Origin of the sequence: Massilia consociata (genome assembly GCF_042432755.1) — a bacterium.
In the GTDB taxonomy this organism is placed as follows: Bacteria; Pseudomonadota; Gammaproteobacteria; order Burkholderiales; family Burkholderiaceae_D; genus Telluria; species Telluria consociata.
The window spans coordinates 56648-72049 of the sequence record NZ_JBHLWP010000019.1 but is presented as its reverse complement, the minus strand read 5'-3'; the positions used below and the strand labels follow the sequence as shown (position 1 = coordinate 72049).

General features: G+C 65.6%; 13 protein-coding genes. 8 read left to right on the top strand and 5 right to left on the bottom strand.

Annotation, left to right across the window (positions count from 1 at the left end; translation table 11 throughout):
* Positions 1-146 precede the first annotated feature (146 nt).
* Both ACFFJK_RS19790 and ACFFJK_RS19785 read right to left on the bottom strand, forming a co-directional pair.
* Entirely contained in the window at positions 147-1088 is a 942-nt protein-coding gene (locus ACFFJK_RS19790) for a PfkB family carbohydrate kinase (protein WP_379681404.1), read from the bottom strand.
* Positions 1085-1699 carry a glutathione S-transferase C-terminal domain-containing protein gene (locus tag ACFFJK_RS19785; protein ID WP_379681403.1) on the bottom strand — a complete coding sequence of 205 codons (615 nt, stop codon included), beginning with the start codon at positions 1697-1699 and terminating at the stop codon, positions 1085-1087. Before ACFFJK_RS19785 ends, ACFFJK_RS19790 begins: the two co-directional genes overlap by 4 nt.
* 156 nt (positions 1700-1855) lie before the next feature.
* Between ACFFJK_RS19785 and purB the strand changes: the two genes are divergently transcribed.
* Positions 1856-3247, top strand: a complete 1392-nt coding sequence (gene purB, locus ACFFJK_RS19780) for an adenylosuccinate lyase (protein WP_379681402.1) — start codon at positions 1856-1858, stop codon at positions 3245-3247.
* A gap of 56 nt (positions 3248-3303) precedes the next feature.
* Here the strand turns inward: purB and ACFFJK_RS19775 are convergent, their stop codons facing one another.
* The gene (locus tag ACFFJK_RS19775; RefSeq protein ID WP_379681401.1) at positions 3304-5259 is read right to left on the bottom strand and encodes a TOL_0244 family TonB-dependent receptor; all 1956 of its coding nucleotides are present in this window, start codon (positions 5257-5259) and stop codon (positions 3304-3306) included.
* A gap of 207 nt (positions 5260-5466) precedes the next feature.
* Between ACFFJK_RS19775 and ACFFJK_RS19770 the strand changes: the two genes are divergently transcribed.
* Genes ACFFJK_RS19770 through ACFFJK_RS19760 form a run of 3 tightly spaced genes read left to right on the top strand, consistent with a single transcriptional unit; the run spans position 5467 to position 7179 of the window.
* On the top strand, positions 5467-6003 hold the full coding sequence (locus ACFFJK_RS19770; RefSeq protein WP_379681400.1) for a cytochrome b: 537 nt from the start codon (positions 5467-5469) through the stop codon (positions 6001-6003).
* 8 nt (positions 6004-6011) lie between these two features.
* The gene (locus tag ACFFJK_RS19765) at positions 6012-6563 is read left to right on the top strand and encodes a YceI family protein (protein ID WP_379681399.1); all 552 of its coding nucleotides are present in this window, start codon (positions 6012-6014) and stop codon (positions 6561-6563) included.
* Between the two features lie 49 nt (positions 6564-6612).
* Positions 6613-7179 carry a YceI family protein gene (locus ACFFJK_RS19760; RefSeq protein ID WP_379681398.1) on the top strand — a complete coding sequence of 189 codons (567 nt, stop codon included), beginning with the start codon at positions 6613-6615 and terminating at the stop codon, positions 7177-7179.
* Between the two features lie 110 nt (positions 7180-7289).
* Here the strand turns inward: ACFFJK_RS19760 and ACFFJK_RS19755 are convergent, their stop codons facing one another.
* Positions 7290-8804 (bottom strand): hypothetical protein, encoded by a 1515-nt coding sequence (locus ACFFJK_RS19755; protein WP_379681397.1) that lies wholly within the window; start codon positions 8802-8804, stop codon positions 7290-7292.
* Between the two features lie 263 nt (positions 8805-9067).
* Between ACFFJK_RS19755 and ACFFJK_RS19750 the strand changes: the two genes are divergently transcribed.
* The 4 genes from ACFFJK_RS19750 to ACFFJK_RS19735 all read left to right on the top strand — a co-directional run bounded on the left by ACFFJK_RS19750 (position 9068) and on the right by ACFFJK_RS19735 (position 14702).
* On the top strand, positions 9068-9337 hold the full coding sequence (locus tag ACFFJK_RS19750) for a GlsB/YeaQ/YmgE family stress response membrane protein (RefSeq protein WP_036212790.1): 270 nt from the start codon (positions 9068-9070) through the stop codon (positions 9335-9337).
* 162 nt (positions 9338-9499) lie between these two features.
* Positions 9500-10699, top strand: coding sequence for a cardiolipin synthase (gene cls / locus ACFFJK_RS19745; protein ID WP_379681396.1), 1200 nt, complete (start codon positions 9500-9502; stop codon positions 10697-10699).
* A 146-nt stretch (positions 10700-10845) separates the two neighbouring features.
* Positions 10846-13011: a S46 family peptidase gene (locus tag ACFFJK_RS19740; RefSeq protein WP_379681395.1), complete on the top strand. Its 2166-nt coding sequence runs from the start codon at positions 10846-10848 to the stop codon at positions 13009-13011.
* Positions 13012-13250: 239 nt separating this feature from the next.
* A complete protein-coding gene (locus tag ACFFJK_RS19735; RefSeq protein WP_379681394.1) occupies positions 13251-14702 on the top strand; it encodes a vanadium-dependent haloperoxidase in 1452 nt (483 codons plus the stop codon).
* 3 nt (positions 14703-14705) lie between these two features.
* Here ACFFJK_RS19735 and ACFFJK_RS19730 read toward each other — a convergent pair whose 3' ends face one another.
* Complete coding sequence (locus ACFFJK_RS19730) at positions 14706-15380, bottom strand: CatA-like O-acetyltransferase (protein WP_379681393.1); 675 nt, start codon at positions 15378-15380, stop codon at positions 14706-14708.
* Positions 15381-15402: the final 22 nt, after the last annotated feature.

The following is a 15402-nucleotide window of genomic DNA, read 5'->3' as shown; positions in this document are numbered from 1 at the left end:
GTGCCGAACAGTGCTCGCGTCACGAGTGCGCTGCGAACTTCGATCCCGGCCTGCGCCGGATGACGGTTCTAAAGCCAGCCAAGTAGGCACGTCATCCCCGCGCAGGCGGGGATCCAAGCTTGCTTGAATGCCGCAAACGCCGGCGTTCAGCGCCACTTCCTCATCCACCGGTCATAAAACCCCAGGTCCCGCGGCACCGCGCCCGGAATCGCACAGATCGCCCCCGCGAACTCGTTGGCCCGCGCCAGGCTCACGTCCAGCGCCCACCCGCGCATCCTGCCCAGCAGGAAAATCGCCGAGAACGCATCGCCCGCTCCCACCGTATCGATGACGAACGGCGGCGCCGGGTTATCGCGGTGCATCAGCACTTGCCCATCCGCGCCGAAGTACACCGAGCCGCGGTGTCCCAGCGTGACGATCAGGGCATCGAGCGAGAACATCTTCAGCAGTGCCTGGCACGAAGCGCGCACCTCCTCGGCCGACAAGGGCGGATCTTCCGGCTTGATCTGGAAATACCAGGTGAACAGCGCCTGCAGTTCTTCCTCGTTGACCTTGGCGATGTTGGCTGCCTGCAGCGAACGGGTGACGCAGCGCTCGTCGGCCTGCCCGTCGCGCAGGTTCAGGTCGAGGTAGCGCAGCGCGTGCGTGGCCTCGAGGATCGCCATCAAGGCCGAGCGCGAGCGTTCGTTGCGCTGGGCCAGCGTGCCGAAGTAGACGCTGCCCGGCTGCGCGTTTTCCACCGCTGCCAGCGCCTGCGCACGGTCGACGAAGTCATAGGCCTGGTTCGGCAGGATGGTAAAACGGTGGCCGCGCGCGCTGCGCTCGACCAGCACACGGCCGGTTTCTTCCATCGCATCGACCTGCAACCCGGCCTCGCTCATGGCAAAGCGTTCGAACTCGGCGCGCACGGCCTGGCCCGCCCGGTCGTTGCCGATGCGCGTGACCATCAGTTGCGGCGCCATGAAGGCGGCAAGGTGGCGCGCCACGTTGAACGGCGCGCCGCCGACGACCTGTTCGGTGCCGAAGTCGTCGACCAGCGCTTCACCGAAGACGACGGCGGTCGCGGCGGCGGGCGCGGGCGTGCTCACGCGACGAAGGGCACGGTGTCGCGGAACGAGGCGCGCTCGGACAGCTTGTCGAACAGGCGCGCCAGGTTCGGGTAGGCGCCGCGCCAGTCGATCTCGGGAAAGCGGAAGGCCAGCCAGCCCAGCGCACAGCCGACGGCGACGTCGGCCAGTGTGTAGGGTACGCCCATGCAGTGCGGCGAATCGCCCAGCCTGGCGGACATCTCGCGCAGGCCGGCGTGCACCTTGTTCATCTGGCGCTCGATCCACTTCGCGCTCTGCAGTTCGGGCGCGCGGTCGCGCCGCTCCATGAAGACCAGGACGGCGGCATCGAGCACGCCGTCGGCCAGCGCTTCCCACACCTTGACTTCGGTGCGGTCGCGGCCGTTCGACGGCAGCAGCTTGCACACGGGAGAGACGGTGTCGAGGTATTCGGCGATCACGCGCGAATCGAACAGGGTGCTGCCGTCTTCCATGACGAGGCAGGGGATCTTGCCGAGCGGGTTGACCTGCTGGATCGTGGTTTCCGGGGCCCAGACGTTTTCCTGCTCAAAACTGAAATCGAGCTTCTTTTCCGCCATCACGACGCGGACTTTTCGCACATAGGGGCTGGTGAATGAACCGATGAGTTTCATACAGGACCGGATAAGAAGATTGAATGCCAGTATAGCATCGGCCTTTTGGCGCTTGTCTGCGCCGGGCGGCACAGCGGGGGCGCCACGGGCTCGCATGCGCAAGGCCGCGGGCCCCGGCCGGTGGTAAAATCCGCGTTTTTGCCCGGACCGCCCGCCATGACCTCTACCGTCCCCTCATCTGCCCAGTCGGCTACCCTGTCGGCCCTGTCCCCGCTGGACGGCCGCTACGCGTCGAAAACCGACAAGCTGCGCCCGATCCTGTCCGAAGCGGGCTTCATGCACCATCGCGTCAAGGTCGAGATCGCGTGGCTGCAGGCGTTGTCGCAGGCCGGCTTCGCCGAGATCAAGCCATTCTCCGCGCAAGCGAACGCTCACCTCGAGCGCATGGCCGCCACGTTCGGCGAGCAGGAAGCCGCGCGCATCAAGGAAATCGAGGCCGTCACCAACCACGACGTCAAGGCGGTAGAGTACTGGCTCAAGGAGCAGGTGAAGGACGTGCCGGAACTGGTGGCTGCAAGCGAATTCATCCACTTCGGCTGCACCTCGGAAGACATCAACAACACCTCGCACGGCATGATGCTCAAGGCCGCGCGCGACGGCGTGCTGCTGCCGTCGCTGCAGGCCATCATCGCCAAGCTGACCGAGATCGCGCACGCCAACGCCGCGCTGCCGATGCTGTCGCGCACCCACGGCCAGACCGCAAGCCCGACTACCCTCGGCAAGGAATTCGCCAACGTCGTCGCGCGCCTGCAGCGCGCTGCCAAGCGCATCGCCGACGTCGAAATCCTCGGCAAGATGAACGGTGCGGTCGGCAACTACAACGCGCACCTGTCGGCCTACCCGGGCTTCGACTGGCCGGCCTTCTCGAAAGAGGTCATCGAACAGCGCCTCGGCCTGGTCTTCAACCCGTACACCATCCAGATCGAGCCGCACGACTACATGGCCGAGATGTTCGACGCCATTGCGCGCGCCAACACCATCCTGCTCGACCTGAACCGCGACATCTGGACCTATGTCTCGTTGGGTTACTTCAAGCAGAAACTCCGGGCGGGCGAGATCGGTTCGTCGACCATGCCGCATAAAGTGAACCCGATCGATTTCGAGAATTCGGAAGGCAACCTGGGCCTGGCCAACGCGGTGCTGCGCCACATGGCGGAAAAGCTGCCGGTCTCGCGCATGCAGCGCGACCTGACCGACTCGACCGTGCTGCGCAACATCGGCGTCGGTTTCGGCTACACGCTGCTGGCCTACGACAGCTGCCTGCGCGGCCTGAACAAGCTGGAAGTCAACGCGGCCCGCCTCGAGCAGGACCTGGACGCAAGCTGGGAAGTGCTGGCCGAGCCGGTGCAGACCGTGATGCGCCGCTACGGCATCGAGAACCCGTACGAGCAGCTCAAGGAACTCACCCGCGGCAAGGGCATTACCCGCGAAGCGCTGCAGGAGTTCATCGGCAAGCTGGCGGTGCCGCAGGAAGCCAAGGACCTGCTGCTGCAGATGACGCCGGCGAACTACACGGGCCTGGCGGCCGAGCTGGCCAAAGCCATCTAACCCGTAGGGTGGGCAGGAATACCTGCCCACCTACGCACCTGCACATCGCAGCTGCCTCAATACTCCCACATCACCTTCACACCGAGCCGGCGTTCGGCCTCGGCACGGTACAGCACCGTCCCGTACTCCCCATGCCCGCCGGTGAGGTTCTCGCCGGTCAGCGACAGTTCCAGCCCCGGGCGGATGCGCCAGCCGAAGCGCGCGTCGAGCGCCGTGTAGGCCGGCACCTCGGGCGCCGACTTGCCCGCCACCTTGCGTACCGTGACCTCCACGTCGCGGCGGTCGTCGATGCTGTACAGCGAGCGCAGTTGCGCCGTGTGCGCCGGGTCGCGCGCGTCGACCTGCAAGGCGCTGACGTCGGTGCTGCCCGGCTTGAGCTTGAGCTTCTGGTGCATGGCGGTCCACCCGGCCGACAGGCGCCAGCGCGGCATCACCTGCCAGCTGCCCCAGGCCTCGATGCCGCTCGAGCGCCCTTCCATCAGGCTGTCGAAGGTGATGAAGGTGCGTGCCGGGTCGTACTCGGTGGTGCGCAGGTGGTCGTAATCGTGGTGGAACAGCGTGACCGAATAGGACAACGGTGCCGCCGGTTGCCCGCGGTAGCCCAGCTCGAACACCTGCGCCACTTCGCCGCGCACACGCGGGCCGCCGCGCAGCAGGTAAGGCGGGCGTCCCGGCAGGTACGCCTCGGCATCCAGGCGCGACGGCGCGCGCACGGTGCGCGAGGCAGCGGCCCAGAAGGCATGGCGCGGCGACAGGCGCCACGACAGGCGTGCGCTCGGCAGCCATTCGACGCCGGTGTACTCGTTGTATTCGAGGCGGCTGCCCAGGGTCAGGTACCAGTCCTGGTTCAGTGCGATCTCGTCCTGCGCGAACAGGCTGGCCCACTGCTGGGTGGTGCGCGCCGGCAGGAAGGCGATCACGGCACTGTTGTCGACGCGGTCGCGGCTGTGGCGGTAGTTCGCACCCCATACGATGCGGTGGTTACCGATGGCAGCCAGTGTGTGCTGGAACTGCACGTCGGTGGTATATAAACGCTCGCCGAACAGTGGGTCGGCGCGGCGCAGCGTGTGGTCGAAATAGGCCTGCGCCATCAGGCCCCCACCGCCGTCCAGCGCACGCTCCCAGCGCGCCGTCAGGTTGACGCCGTCCGAGCGCACGCCGCCCAGCGTCGTCGGCACGCCGGGCGCAGCGATCTCGCCCGGCGCCGGCTGGTCGAAGCGGCCGCGGTAGGCGTTGCCGACCAGGCTGAAACGATCGGCGCCGCGCTCCCAGTCGGCGCGTGCGCCGACCAGGGTCCGGCGGTACGAGTCGTCCATGGGCGCGCCGCTGGCCAGCTCGCTGTCCTCCCGATACGTGGTCTTGCCGAAAGCGCGCCAGGCGATACCGCCCGTGCTGGTGCCGCCGTGGCGGAACGCGGCCGTGGCGCCGTCGCTGGCGGCCTGCAGCACCGCCAGGCTGCCCTGGGTCTCGCGCGCGGAGCGTGTCGTGATGTTGATGACGCCGTTGACCGCATTCAGGCCCCACAGCACGCCGCCCGGACCGCTGATCACTTCGATGCGCGCGACGTCCTCGAGCAGCACTTCCTGGGCATCCCAGAACACACCGGAGAACAGCGGCGAGTAGACCGAGCGGCCGTCGATCAGCACCAGCAGCTTGTTCGAATAGCTGTTGCCGCTCTGGTTCATGCCGCGCGCACTGATCGAGTAACTGAAGCCGCTGATACGCGCCACGTGCAGGTTTGGCGCCATGCGCAGCACTTCGGGCAGGGTGGCGGCGCCGGAACGGCGAATGTCCTCGGCGGTAATCACGAACACGGCCGCGGCGGCATCCTGGAGCCGCTCGGGACGCTTGGATACCGACATCACCTGGATGTTGGCGAGTTCCTCGATCGAGAGGTCGGCCAGGTTTTCCGTGCGCGCCATATCGCGCTCCTCGGCGGCAGCCGGCAGCGCCAGTGCTGCGCACAACAAGAGCGCGAGGCGCCGGCGCGCCGGAAAGCTTGGGTTGCCCATGATTGCTGCTCCCTGGCTACGAGTGTGTTCGCCAGTAATGTTTAATAAAAAAATCCTTCCCGCAATTTTACATTCCGGCCGCCTTGCTGGGCACCCGTTATGAGACGTGCTAGTGTATTGGGCAAAAAAAAGCACTGGGCAGCAATACGCGGTGTTCTTTGGTATAGTTAGTTCTAATGCGTACGAATTTCCATTTAGGAATCATTGATGCACCGCTACACTACCACGGCCATCGTCCTGCATTGGGTGATCGCACTCCTGATCATCGGGACGTTCACGCTCGGGCTGGTAATGACCGATATCCCGGGTATCACGCCGACCAAGCTGAAGTATTTCAACTGGCACAAGTGGGCTGGCGTCACCGTGCTGGCGCTGGCGGCGCTGCGCTTGCTGTGGCGCCTGTTCCGGCACCCGCCGGCCTATGCGGACGCCATGCCGGCCTGGCAGCGCGGCGCGGCGCACGGCCTGCACTGGTTGCTGTACATCCTGATGTTCGCCGTGCCGCTGTCGGGCTATTTCTACAGCCTGTCGACCGGTTATCCGGTAGTGTGGTTCGGCCTGCTCGAACTGCCGGTGCTGATCGGTCCCGACCCAGCCCTGAAGGCCGTCCTGAAGGATGTCCATTACTGGCTCAACATGCTGCTGGCCCTGCTGGTCGGTCTGCACGTGGCGGCCGCGTTCAAGCACCTGATCGTCGATCGCGACGGCGTGATGGCGCGCATGCTGCCTTTCTCTACCCGCTAGGAGTTCTCATGAAGACAATCAAGGGCCTGCTGCTCGCTTCCGCGCTCGCCAGTGCCGTCGCCGGCGCCGCGGTGCTGAAAACCGACCCTGCGAAGAGCAGCGTCACGGCCACGTTCAAGCAGATGGGCGTGCCGGTCGAGGCGAAGTTCAGGCAATTCAATGCGCAGATCGACTACGACGCCACAAAACCGGCCGCATCGAAGGCGAGCGTCGACATCATGACGGCCAGCCTCGACCTGGGCGATCCCGAGTACAACAAGGAAGTCGCCAAGAAAGAATGGTTCAACGTTGCGCAGTTCCCAAAGGCCAGCTTCGTCTCATCGGCGATTGCCCCGGCGGGCGCAGGCAGGTTCAATGTCACCGGCAAGCTGACGATCAAGGGCCGCAGCGCCGACGTGAGCTTCCCGCTCACGATGAAGACCGAGGCCGGCAAGCAGGTATTCGAAGGACAGTTGCCGATCCGGCGCCTGGCCTTCAACATTGGCGAAGGCGAGTGGAAGGACACGAGCATGGTCGCCGATGAAGTCGTCATCAAGTTCCGCGTTACCGCGGCGCAGTAGTTACCTCAGCAGTTACCTCAACACGCAGCTCCATAAGGGATAGTTCCAGATGAAAATCAAGCACATGATCGCGGCCGTGGCCGCCCTGAGCGCCGGCGTCGCCTTCGCAGCCGATACCTACAAGATCGACCCGAGCCACACCTACCCGAGCTTCGAAGCCGACCACATGGGCATCTCGGTCTGGCGCGGCAAGTTCAACAAGACCGAAGGCACCGTGACCCTGGACCGTGCGGCCAAGACCGGCACCCTCGACATCACCGTGTACATCGACAGCATCGATTTCGGCCACGACAAGATGAACGAGCACGCGAAGGCGCCGGATATCTTCAACGCCGCCCAATTCCCGACCGCGACCTTCAAGTCGAAGTCGATCAAGTTCACCGGCGACGTGCCGACCTCGGCCGAAGGCGAGCTGACCCTGCACGGCGTCACCAAGCCCCTGACCCTGGCCATCAACAAGTTCAAGTGCATCGACCACCCGATGCTCAAGCGCGAAGTGTGCGGCGCCGACGTGACCGGCCAGTTCAAGCGCAGCGACTTCGGCATCAACTTCGGCCTGCCGCGCTTCTCGCCGGAAGTGAAGCTGGCGATCCAGGTGGAAGCGGTCAAGCAGTGATCGGGTAGGTGGGCGGGTTTCCGCCCAGGCTACGAAAAAGCCCCGGTGCTGTCAGGCACCGGGGCTTTTTTGCATGCAGGCGCCGCCTGGCGGCGGCGCCATGCCACCAATTAACGGCCGTCGCCGTCGGCGTCGCCCGGGATGGCGCGCTCGACCTTGTGCCATGCGGCGCGCGAGGCGTGCTTGGCCTGCTCCCAGCTCAGGCGCGAATTGCCCTTGGTGCGCTCCCATTCGCTCGACAGCTCGTTTTCGTGCATGTCGTAGTTGCCCGGATAGCGACCCGCCGAGTTGTAGCCCAGCGCATAGGCCGGTGCGTAGTCGTCGTAGGTGTAGCCCGGGGTGTAGTACGGCTGGGTCTGGTACTGGTTGCGCCAGTGGGCGTCTTCTTCCTGCGGGTTGACCATCTTGGCCACGCCCTTGCCGGCCATGCCGCCGATGGCGGCGCCGATGCCGGCGCCTGCCACCGCGCCGATCGGGCCGCCCACGGCGCCGCCGATCACCGAACCGCCCACTGCCGCGCCCGCGCCGGCGCCGGCGCCGGTGGCCAGGTGGTGGTCCTTCAGCTCATCGCCCGGTTTCGGGTTGATGACTTCGCCCGTGCCCTGGCCGGCTGCGCCGCCTGCCAGGCCGCCGATCACGGCGCCGGCAGCGGTGCCGATCGGGCCGGCCACCGAGCCGGCCGCCGCGCCCACTGCCGCGCCGCCGGCGCCGCCGACACCCTGCGCCAGGTGGTGGTCGTTGAGGTCATCGCCCGGTTTCGGGTTGACGACTTCGCCCGCGCCACGGCCGGCTGCGCCGCCCGCCAGGCCGCCGACGACGGCACCGGCCGCCATGCCGACCGGGCCGGCCGCGGCACCGGCCATCGCGCCCACGGCAGCGCCGCTACCGGCGCCGACGCCCTTGGCCAGGTAGTGTTCCGACAGGTCGTCGCCGGCCTTCGGATTGACGACTTCGCCCACGCCCTTGCCGGCCATGCCGCCGGTCACGGCGCCGATGGCAGCGCCAGCCACGGTGCCGACCGGGCCGGCGGCCGAGCCGATGCCGGCGCCCAGCACCGCACCGCCCACCGCGCCGATGCCGGCGCCGATCACGTGGGTGCCGCCGTTGTCGGTGAAGGATTGTTCGATGTGGCGCGCGTCTTCGTCCGAACGGGCGTTCACGCCCATCACGATGCCGCCGCGCTTGATGCCTTCTTCATAGTGGGCAGCGCGGTCTTCCGGAATGCCTGCGCCGATCAGCGCGCCGATCAGGCCGCCGGTGATGCCGCCGGCGCCGGCGCCGGCCAGGGCCGCGGCCAGCGGGCCGGCCACCACCAGGCCGACGCCCGGCAGCACGAGGGTGGTGCCGACGGCGGCGATGCCTGCCAGGACGGCGCCGATGGTGCCGCCGATACCTGCGCCAATGCCGGCGCCTTCGGCAGCCTTGCTGCCCAGTTCAGTGTCGGTATCCTTGAAGTGGGTCTTGCGCGCGTCGTCCGACATCATCAGGTTGACGTCGTCCTTGGTGTAACCGCGTGAGGAGATCGAAGAGTAGGCGCGTTCTGCGCTGGCACGGTCCGGGAACAGGCCGGTCACCATGCGGGAATTCTGGTTCTGGTTATTCGTCGTCGAATCGAAGCTGCTCATGGCGAATCCTTTCTAGAGGTTCAGGTGCGTGGACGTGCAAACGTGTTGCAAGTAGTGAAACCATATGCCCCCCACCACACCTCTTCTGTTCGCTGACGCACTCTGTCTAGGAGTTTTCTGGAATGGCAGAACGGCGTTCACGATTCGCCGTCTAACGTTCGTTGCCGCACCGACCTGATGGGGACGGGTCTCTAGACTTTTCTCCATGGCCACGGCAATCAATGGCCTGGGGGTATGTTTTCTACATTTGAAGGAGGTACACCATGTTATTCATCATTTGGATCGTTGTCGGTGGCATTCTGGGCTGGCTCGCCAGCATGGTCATGAAAACCGACGCTGAACAGGGCATGATTCTCAATGTCGTGGTTGGTATCGTCGGCGCCTTCCTGGGCGGCTGGCTGCTCTCGCCTCTGTTCGGCACGGGCACCATCAACTCGGACGACTTCAGCGTCTCGTCGCTGCTGGTCTCGTTCCTGGGCGCCGTCATCCTGCTGGCAATCGTGAACCTGCTGCGTCGCGGCCGCGTTCGCTAATAAAATCAGTGTGTAGCCCCTTATAAAACCAACGCCGCGTGCGTTGGTTTTTTTTCGCCCAGAATTCTTCCGCCTGAACCCGCTATGCGCCCGCATTTGTTCTGGACAATACTTTTCACAAGCGTCGTCAGCCTGCTCGTAGGCTTCCTTGCGCTCAACTTCATGCCGAGCGAGAAGCAGATCGAGACCCGCCTGACCCACCAGTACGACACCAACGACCCGCAGTTCCGCCGCTCGCTCGGGGTCCTGCTCGGCCCGCCCATCCTCGAGGGCAACAAGGTCGAGGTCCTGCTCAACGGCGACCAGATCTTCCCGGCCATGCTGGAGGCGATCCGCTCGGCCAGCAAAACGATCACCTTCGAGACCTATATCTACTGGTCCGAATCGATCGGGCGTGAATTCGCCGACGCCCTGATCGAGCGCGCACGCGCCGGCGTGAAAGTACACGTGATGCTCGACTTCATGGGCAGCATGAAGATGGACCTGACGCAGATCGACGAAATGAAGCAGGCCGGCGTGCTGGTAGAGCGCTACCACAAGCCGGTATGGTGGAAGCTGGCGCGCCTGAACAACCGCACCCACCGCAAGCTGCTCGTCGTCGACGGCAAGGTCGGCTTCACTGGCGGCGTCGGCATCGCCGACCAGTGGCGCGGCAATGCCCAGGACGAGCATCACTGGCGCGACACCCACTTCCGCATCGAGGGCCCGGTGGTGGGCCAGGTGCAGGCCGTGTTCAACGACAACTGGACCAAGGCCACGGGTACCGTACTCGACGGTCCCGACTACTTCCCCGCCCTGCAGCCGGTGGGCGACATGCCGGCGCAGATGTTCTCGAGCTCGCCCACCGGCGGCAGCGAATCGATGCACCTGATGTACCTGATGGCGATCACGTCCGCGCGCAAGACCATCGACCTGGCGGCCGCCTATTTCGTGCCGGACGACCTGACCATCCGCACCCTGATCGAGGCGGCGCAGCGCGGCGTCCGGGTACGCATCCTCATGCCCGGCAAGATCATCGATTCCAACCTGGTCAAGGCCGCCTCGCGCGAGCGCTGGGGCGAGCTGCTGGCGGCCGGCGTGAAGCTGGCGGAATACCAGCCCACGATGTACCACGTGAAAGCGCTGATCGTCGACGAGCTGCTGGTCTCGGTGGGGTCGACCAACTTCGACAACCGCTCGTTCAAGATCAACGACGAAGCCAACCTGAACATCCTGCACGCGGGCTTCGCGCGCGAGCAGACCGCCATCTTCGAAGACGACTGGCGGCGCGCGAACGAGGTGACCAAAGCCACGTTCCGCGAGCGCCCCTGGTGGCAGCGCGTGACCACCGGTGTCGCCTCGCTCGTGGGCGCCCAATTGTAGCTACGCACTGAAAAGCGAAATTTCCCACGAAAAACATTTCGTTTTGCCGCCAGAAATAGTGGTTGACGATATGGATAGGTATTACCGATACTCTTGGGTGCTCCGCAGAGCCCAAGAGTGTTTACCTACCCTAACGACAGACGCGAATGAAAAAGACCCTCCTCTCGCTGGCCATCCTGACCAGCTTCGCCGCACACGCGGACGAAGGCATGTGGATGCCGCAGCAGCTGCCACAAGTAGCCAAGCAACTGAAAGCCGCCGGCCTCAAGCTGGACCCGGCCACCCTGACCAAGCTGACCGAATTCCCGATGGGCGCGATCGTGAGCCTGGGCGGCTGCTCGGCCTCGTTCGTGTCGCCGCAGGGCCTGGTCGTCACCAACCACCACTGCATCTACAACAGCATCGCGGTCAACTCGACTCCGGAGCGCGACCTGCTGGCCAACGGTTTCCTGGCCAACACCTTCGCCGAAGAGCTGCCGGCGGCCCCGGGCAGCCGTGTCTACGTGACCGAGGAAGTGGCGAACCTCACCGACCAGATCATCACGCCTGAAGTCGCCAAGCTGACCGGCAAGGCCCGCATCGACGCCATCGAGAAGAACCAGAAGAGGCTGGTGGCCGAGTGCGAGAAGGACGCCGGCTACCGCTGCACCGTGGCCAGCTACTACGGCGGCCTGGAGTTCTACCGCCTGAAGCAGCTCGAGATCCGCGACGTGCGCCTGGTGCACGCGCCGCCGGCCGGCGTCGGCAAGTTCGGTGGCGACACCGACAACTGGATGTGGCCGCGCCACACCGGCGACTATGGCTTCTACCGCGCCTACGTGAGCCGCGACGGCAAGGCCGCCGAGTTCTCGAAGGACAACGTGCCGTACCAGCCGAAGCACGTGCTCAAGATTGCCGACGAAAAGTCCAGCGCCAAGGAAGGCGATTTCGTCATGGTGCTGGGTTACCCGGGCCGCACCAACCGCCACCGCCTGCCGTCGGAAGTGGCGTTCACCTTCGACTGGAACTACCCGGCCTTCGTGCAGGCTTCGGGCGAGACCCTGGCCATCATCGAGCGCGAGACCAAGAATGACCCGGCCGCCAAGCTCAAGTACGCGGGCCAGATCGCCGGCGTCAACAACTACTACAAGAACCGCAAGGGCATGCTGACTTCGTACGCGAACAGCGACTTCCTGCAGCGCAAGACCGCCGAGCACAACGCACTGAAGGCCTGGGTCAACGCGAACCCGGCCCGCAAGGCCCAGTTCGCCGCCGACATCGAAGCGGCCGAGAAGCTGATCGCCGAGCGCGACGCCGGCACCAAGAAAAGCTTCTTCCTGACCTACGCGCAGCCGAAGTTCCTGTCGTCGGCCAGGTCCCTGTACCGCCTGGCCAACGAGCGCACCAAGCCAGACGCCGAGCGCAAGTCGGGCTACCAGGAACGCGACATGCCGCGCTGGAACTCGGTCATCGCCGGCCAGGACCGCACCTACGACGAGAAGGTCGACAAGGCGCTGGTGCTGAACTTCCTGCTGAAATACAACGCGCAGCCGGCTGCCGAGCATGACGCCGCCTTCGACGCCGCCCTGGGCATCAAGCCGGGCATGAGCGAAACCGAGCTGAAGGCCGCCCTGGACCGCATCTACGCCGGTTCGAAGCTGGCCAACAAGGAAGAGCGCAGCGCGTGGCTGAGCAAGTCGCCGGCCGAGTTCCAGGCATCGAACGACAGCTTCATCAAGGCCGCCGTGGCGATGTACGACGCCTCCATGCGCGACGAAGCCAAGGAAGAGGAACTGGCAGGCAAGATCCAGCAAGCCTACGGCAACTACATGCGCGCCAAGATCGCCTACATGAACAGCCGCGGCCAGGCCGTCTATCCGGACGCCAATGGCACCCTGCGCGTGACCTTCGGCAAGATCGCCGGCCGTGATGTCGGCGCCGACGGCACCGGTTCGTGGACCGCGTTCACGACCCCGAAAGGCATCGTGGCCAAGCATACCGGCGAAGGCGAGTTCAATGCGCCGGCAGCCCAGCTGGCAGCGATCCAGGCCAAGGACTTCGGCAAGTACGTCGATCCGAAGCTCAAGACCGTGCCGGTCAACTTCCTGGCAACGCTGGACATCACCGGCGGCAACTCGGGTTCGGCCGCGCTGAACGCCAAGGGCGAGCTGATCGGCCTGGCCTTCGACGGCACCCTGGATTCGATCATCTCGGACTGGGACTTCAACAAGGCCATGACCCGCTCGATCCAGGTCGACAGCCGCTACATGCTGTGGAACATGAAGCATGTGGACAAGGCCGACAATCTGCTGAAGGAAATGAACGTGCAATAAGCGTTCTGCTGGCGCCCCGGCGCCACGTGACAAGCCACGCCGCCGCAAGGCCGCGTGGCTTTTTATTTGGTCCGACGATACGCGCATGCGTCACTGTTCAGCGCAAAACGTTCCCCGGCGTTCGCTGAAGCTGCTCAAGCATGAGCGTACCCTCAACACGGATACTCGCCCATCGATATCAAACCGGCGAGACGAACATGAAACGACGCACTTTCTTGAAATGGGGAGGGGGAGCTGCCATGAGCGGGGCATTGGCCGCCTGCGGCGGCGGTAGCGCCCCGGACGGCGTTCCGGTCGCGCAAGCGCCGGCCAGGACGGTGGCGGGCTGGACGGAAGTCGCCTTGCAGGCGGTGCGCACCGTCAAGCCGGGTCCGCCGATGGCGGCGCGCTCGTTCGCGATCATGTACACCTGCATGTACAACACCTGGTGTGCCTATGACGCGGTAGCGCAGCCGACACCCATCGGCCAGGGCGCGCGGCGTCCGCCCGAGGAGCGCACCGCTGTCAGCAAGGCCATGGCCATGAGCTACGCGGCCCATGCGGCGCTGGTCGACCAGTACCCGACCGAAAAAGCGGCTTTCGACCATCACCTGAGGCGCCTGGGCTACGAACCGGCACCGGAATCGGCCGGCCCCGGCACACCGGCCGGCCTCGGGATGGCATTGTCGCGCGCCGAGATCGCCTACTGCCATACGGACGGGGCAAACCAGCTCGGCAACCTCGACCCCATGGGTGTCCCGTATGCCGATTACACCGGTTACGTCGCAAAGAATCCTCCCATGAGCGTCGGCGCGCCGACCCCGCGCGAGCTGATTCCCGCCCCCGGCTCCTGGCAGCCGCTGACTTATACCGATGCCGGCGGCGTGCTGCGCACGCCCGCCCACCTGGGCGCGGCCTGGTCACGGGTGCGGCCCTTCGCGCTGGCCTCGAGCGACCAGTACCGGCCGGGGCCGCCGGCGGCCTTCGGTTCGGTCGAGTTCGTGGAGCAGACCAGGCACATCGTCGAGGTGCAGCAATCCCTGACCGATGAGCAGAAGGTCATTGCCGAATACTGGGCCGACGGGCCGAGCTCCGAGCTTCCGCCCGGGCACTGGCTGCAGTTCGGCCTCTACGTATCCGAACGCGACCGGCATACGGACGACGAGGACATCAAGCTGTTCTTTGCCCTCTCCCATGCAATGGCGGACGCGGCGATTGCAGCCTGGGATGCCAAGCGCGCCTATGATTCGGCGCGCCCGATCACGGCGGTGCGCTACCTGATGCACGGGCAGACCATCACCGGCTACGGGTCACTGGGGCCGGCGGGCGGGCTGCGCCGCATCCGGGGCGAAACCTGGGTGCCCTACCAGTCGCTGGCCTTCCCCTCGCCGCCCTTTCCGGAACATGTCTCGGGCCACAGCACCTTCAGTGCGGCCGCGGCCGAAGTGCTGCGCAGCTTCACCGGCAGCGACGCCTTCGGCGCCAGCTACCTGAAGCCGGCGCACTCGGTGACGATCGAGCCGGGGGTCCCGGCGCAGGACGTGCACCTGGGCTGGGACACCTTCAGCGCTGCGGCGCGGCAGGCCGGCATCTCGCGCATCTATGGCGGCATCCACTTCGAGAGCGGCAACACGGCCGGGCTGACGCTGGGGACAAAAGTGGGCGCGCGGGCCTTTGCCAAGGCCCAGGCGCTGTGGCTGGGCCGCGCCTGACGGTTAGGCGGAAGGACTGCCGCCGGGCCCAGGGCTGGCCTGCATGAAGCCGGCGATTTCGCCCGCGATGGCTTGCGCCAGCTGGTGGATGTGAAAACCGTCGACGAAGCCGTGGTGGGCTTGCACCGAGAACGGCACCTCCAAGCGGCCATGGGGACCGTCACGGAATTTGCCCCAGGCGAACGAAGGAATGTCCGGCTGCGCCAGCGAGGCGCTGGGATGCTGGATCGAGGTGAAGGCCAGCCAGGGAATGCAGGTGATGAAGACCTGTTCCTTCGCTTCGCGCGGCGACAGCGTCGCATAGCTGGCGTTCAGTTGGGTCATCCGGCTGGCCTGCTCGCGCGCGGCGACGCCGCGGGCGACGAATTCGCGCAGGTCGTCGGCCCAGGCGAACATGGCGAAATTCAGGTCATTGTGCTGGTTGACGACGGTAAAGGACGGGATCAGGCGGTCGATGCGGATCACTTCGCCTTCTAACAGGCGGTAGCGGAAGTTTTCGACCTGTAACGTCGCGCGCAGCACGGCGCACAGCAGCACGTGGAAGGGCGCCAGGCCCTGTTCCTTGCACCAGGGCCGGAAATCCGGCAGCTCGAGCGGGAAACACAGGTTGACCGCGCTACTGTCCATGCTGTTGAACAGGTTGAAGCGGTCGCGCCGCCGTTCGAATTTCTCCAACACCTTGCAGCCCTCGACTTCGTAT

What these genes read in the sequence shown, in the direction of transcription:
- ACFFJK_RS19785 (WP_379681403.1), bottom strand. Translation starts at nt 1,699, where the DNA reads ATGAAACTCATCGGTTCATTCACCAGCCCCTATGTGCGAAAAGTCCGC.
- purB (WP_379681402.1), top strand. Translation starts at nt 1,856, where the DNA reads ATGACCTCTACCGTCCCCTCATCTGCCCAGTCGGCTACCCTGTCGGCC.
- ACFFJK_RS19775 (WP_379681401.1), bottom strand. Translation starts at nt 5,259, where the DNA reads ATGGGCAACCCAAGCTTTCCGGCGCGCCGGCGCCTCGCGCTCTTGTTG.
- ACFFJK_RS19770 (WP_379681400.1), top strand. Translation starts at nt 5,467, where the DNA reads ATGCACCGCTACACTACCACGGCCATCGTCCTGCATTGGGTGATCGCA.
- ACFFJK_RS19765 (WP_379681399.1), top strand. Translation starts at nt 6,012, where the DNA reads ATGAAGACAATCAAGGGCCTGCTGCTCGCTTCCGCGCTCGCCAGTGCC.
- ACFFJK_RS19760 (WP_379681398.1), top strand. Translation starts at nt 6,613, where the DNA reads ATGAAAATCAAGCACATGATCGCGGCCGTGGCCGCCCTGAGCGCCGGC.
- ACFFJK_RS19755 (WP_379681397.1), bottom strand. Translation starts at nt 8,804, where the DNA reads ATGAGCAGCTTCGATTCGACGACGAATAACCAGAACCAGAATTCCCGC.
- ACFFJK_RS19750 (WP_036212790.1), top strand. Translation starts at nt 9,068, where the DNA reads ATGTTATTCATCATTTGGATCGTTGTCGGTGGCATTCTGGGCTGGCTC.
- cls (WP_379681396.1), top strand. Translation starts at nt 9,500, where the DNA reads ATGCCGAGCGAGAAGCAGATCGAGACCCGCCTGACCCACCAGTACGAC.
- ACFFJK_RS19740 (WP_379681395.1), top strand. Translation starts at nt 10,846, where the DNA reads ATGAAAAAGACCCTCCTCTCGCTGGCCATCCTGACCAGCTTCGCCGCA.
- ACFFJK_RS19735 (WP_379681394.1), top strand. Translation starts at nt 13,251, where the DNA reads ATGAGCGGGGCATTGGCCGCCTGCGGCGGCGGTAGCGCCCCGGACGGC.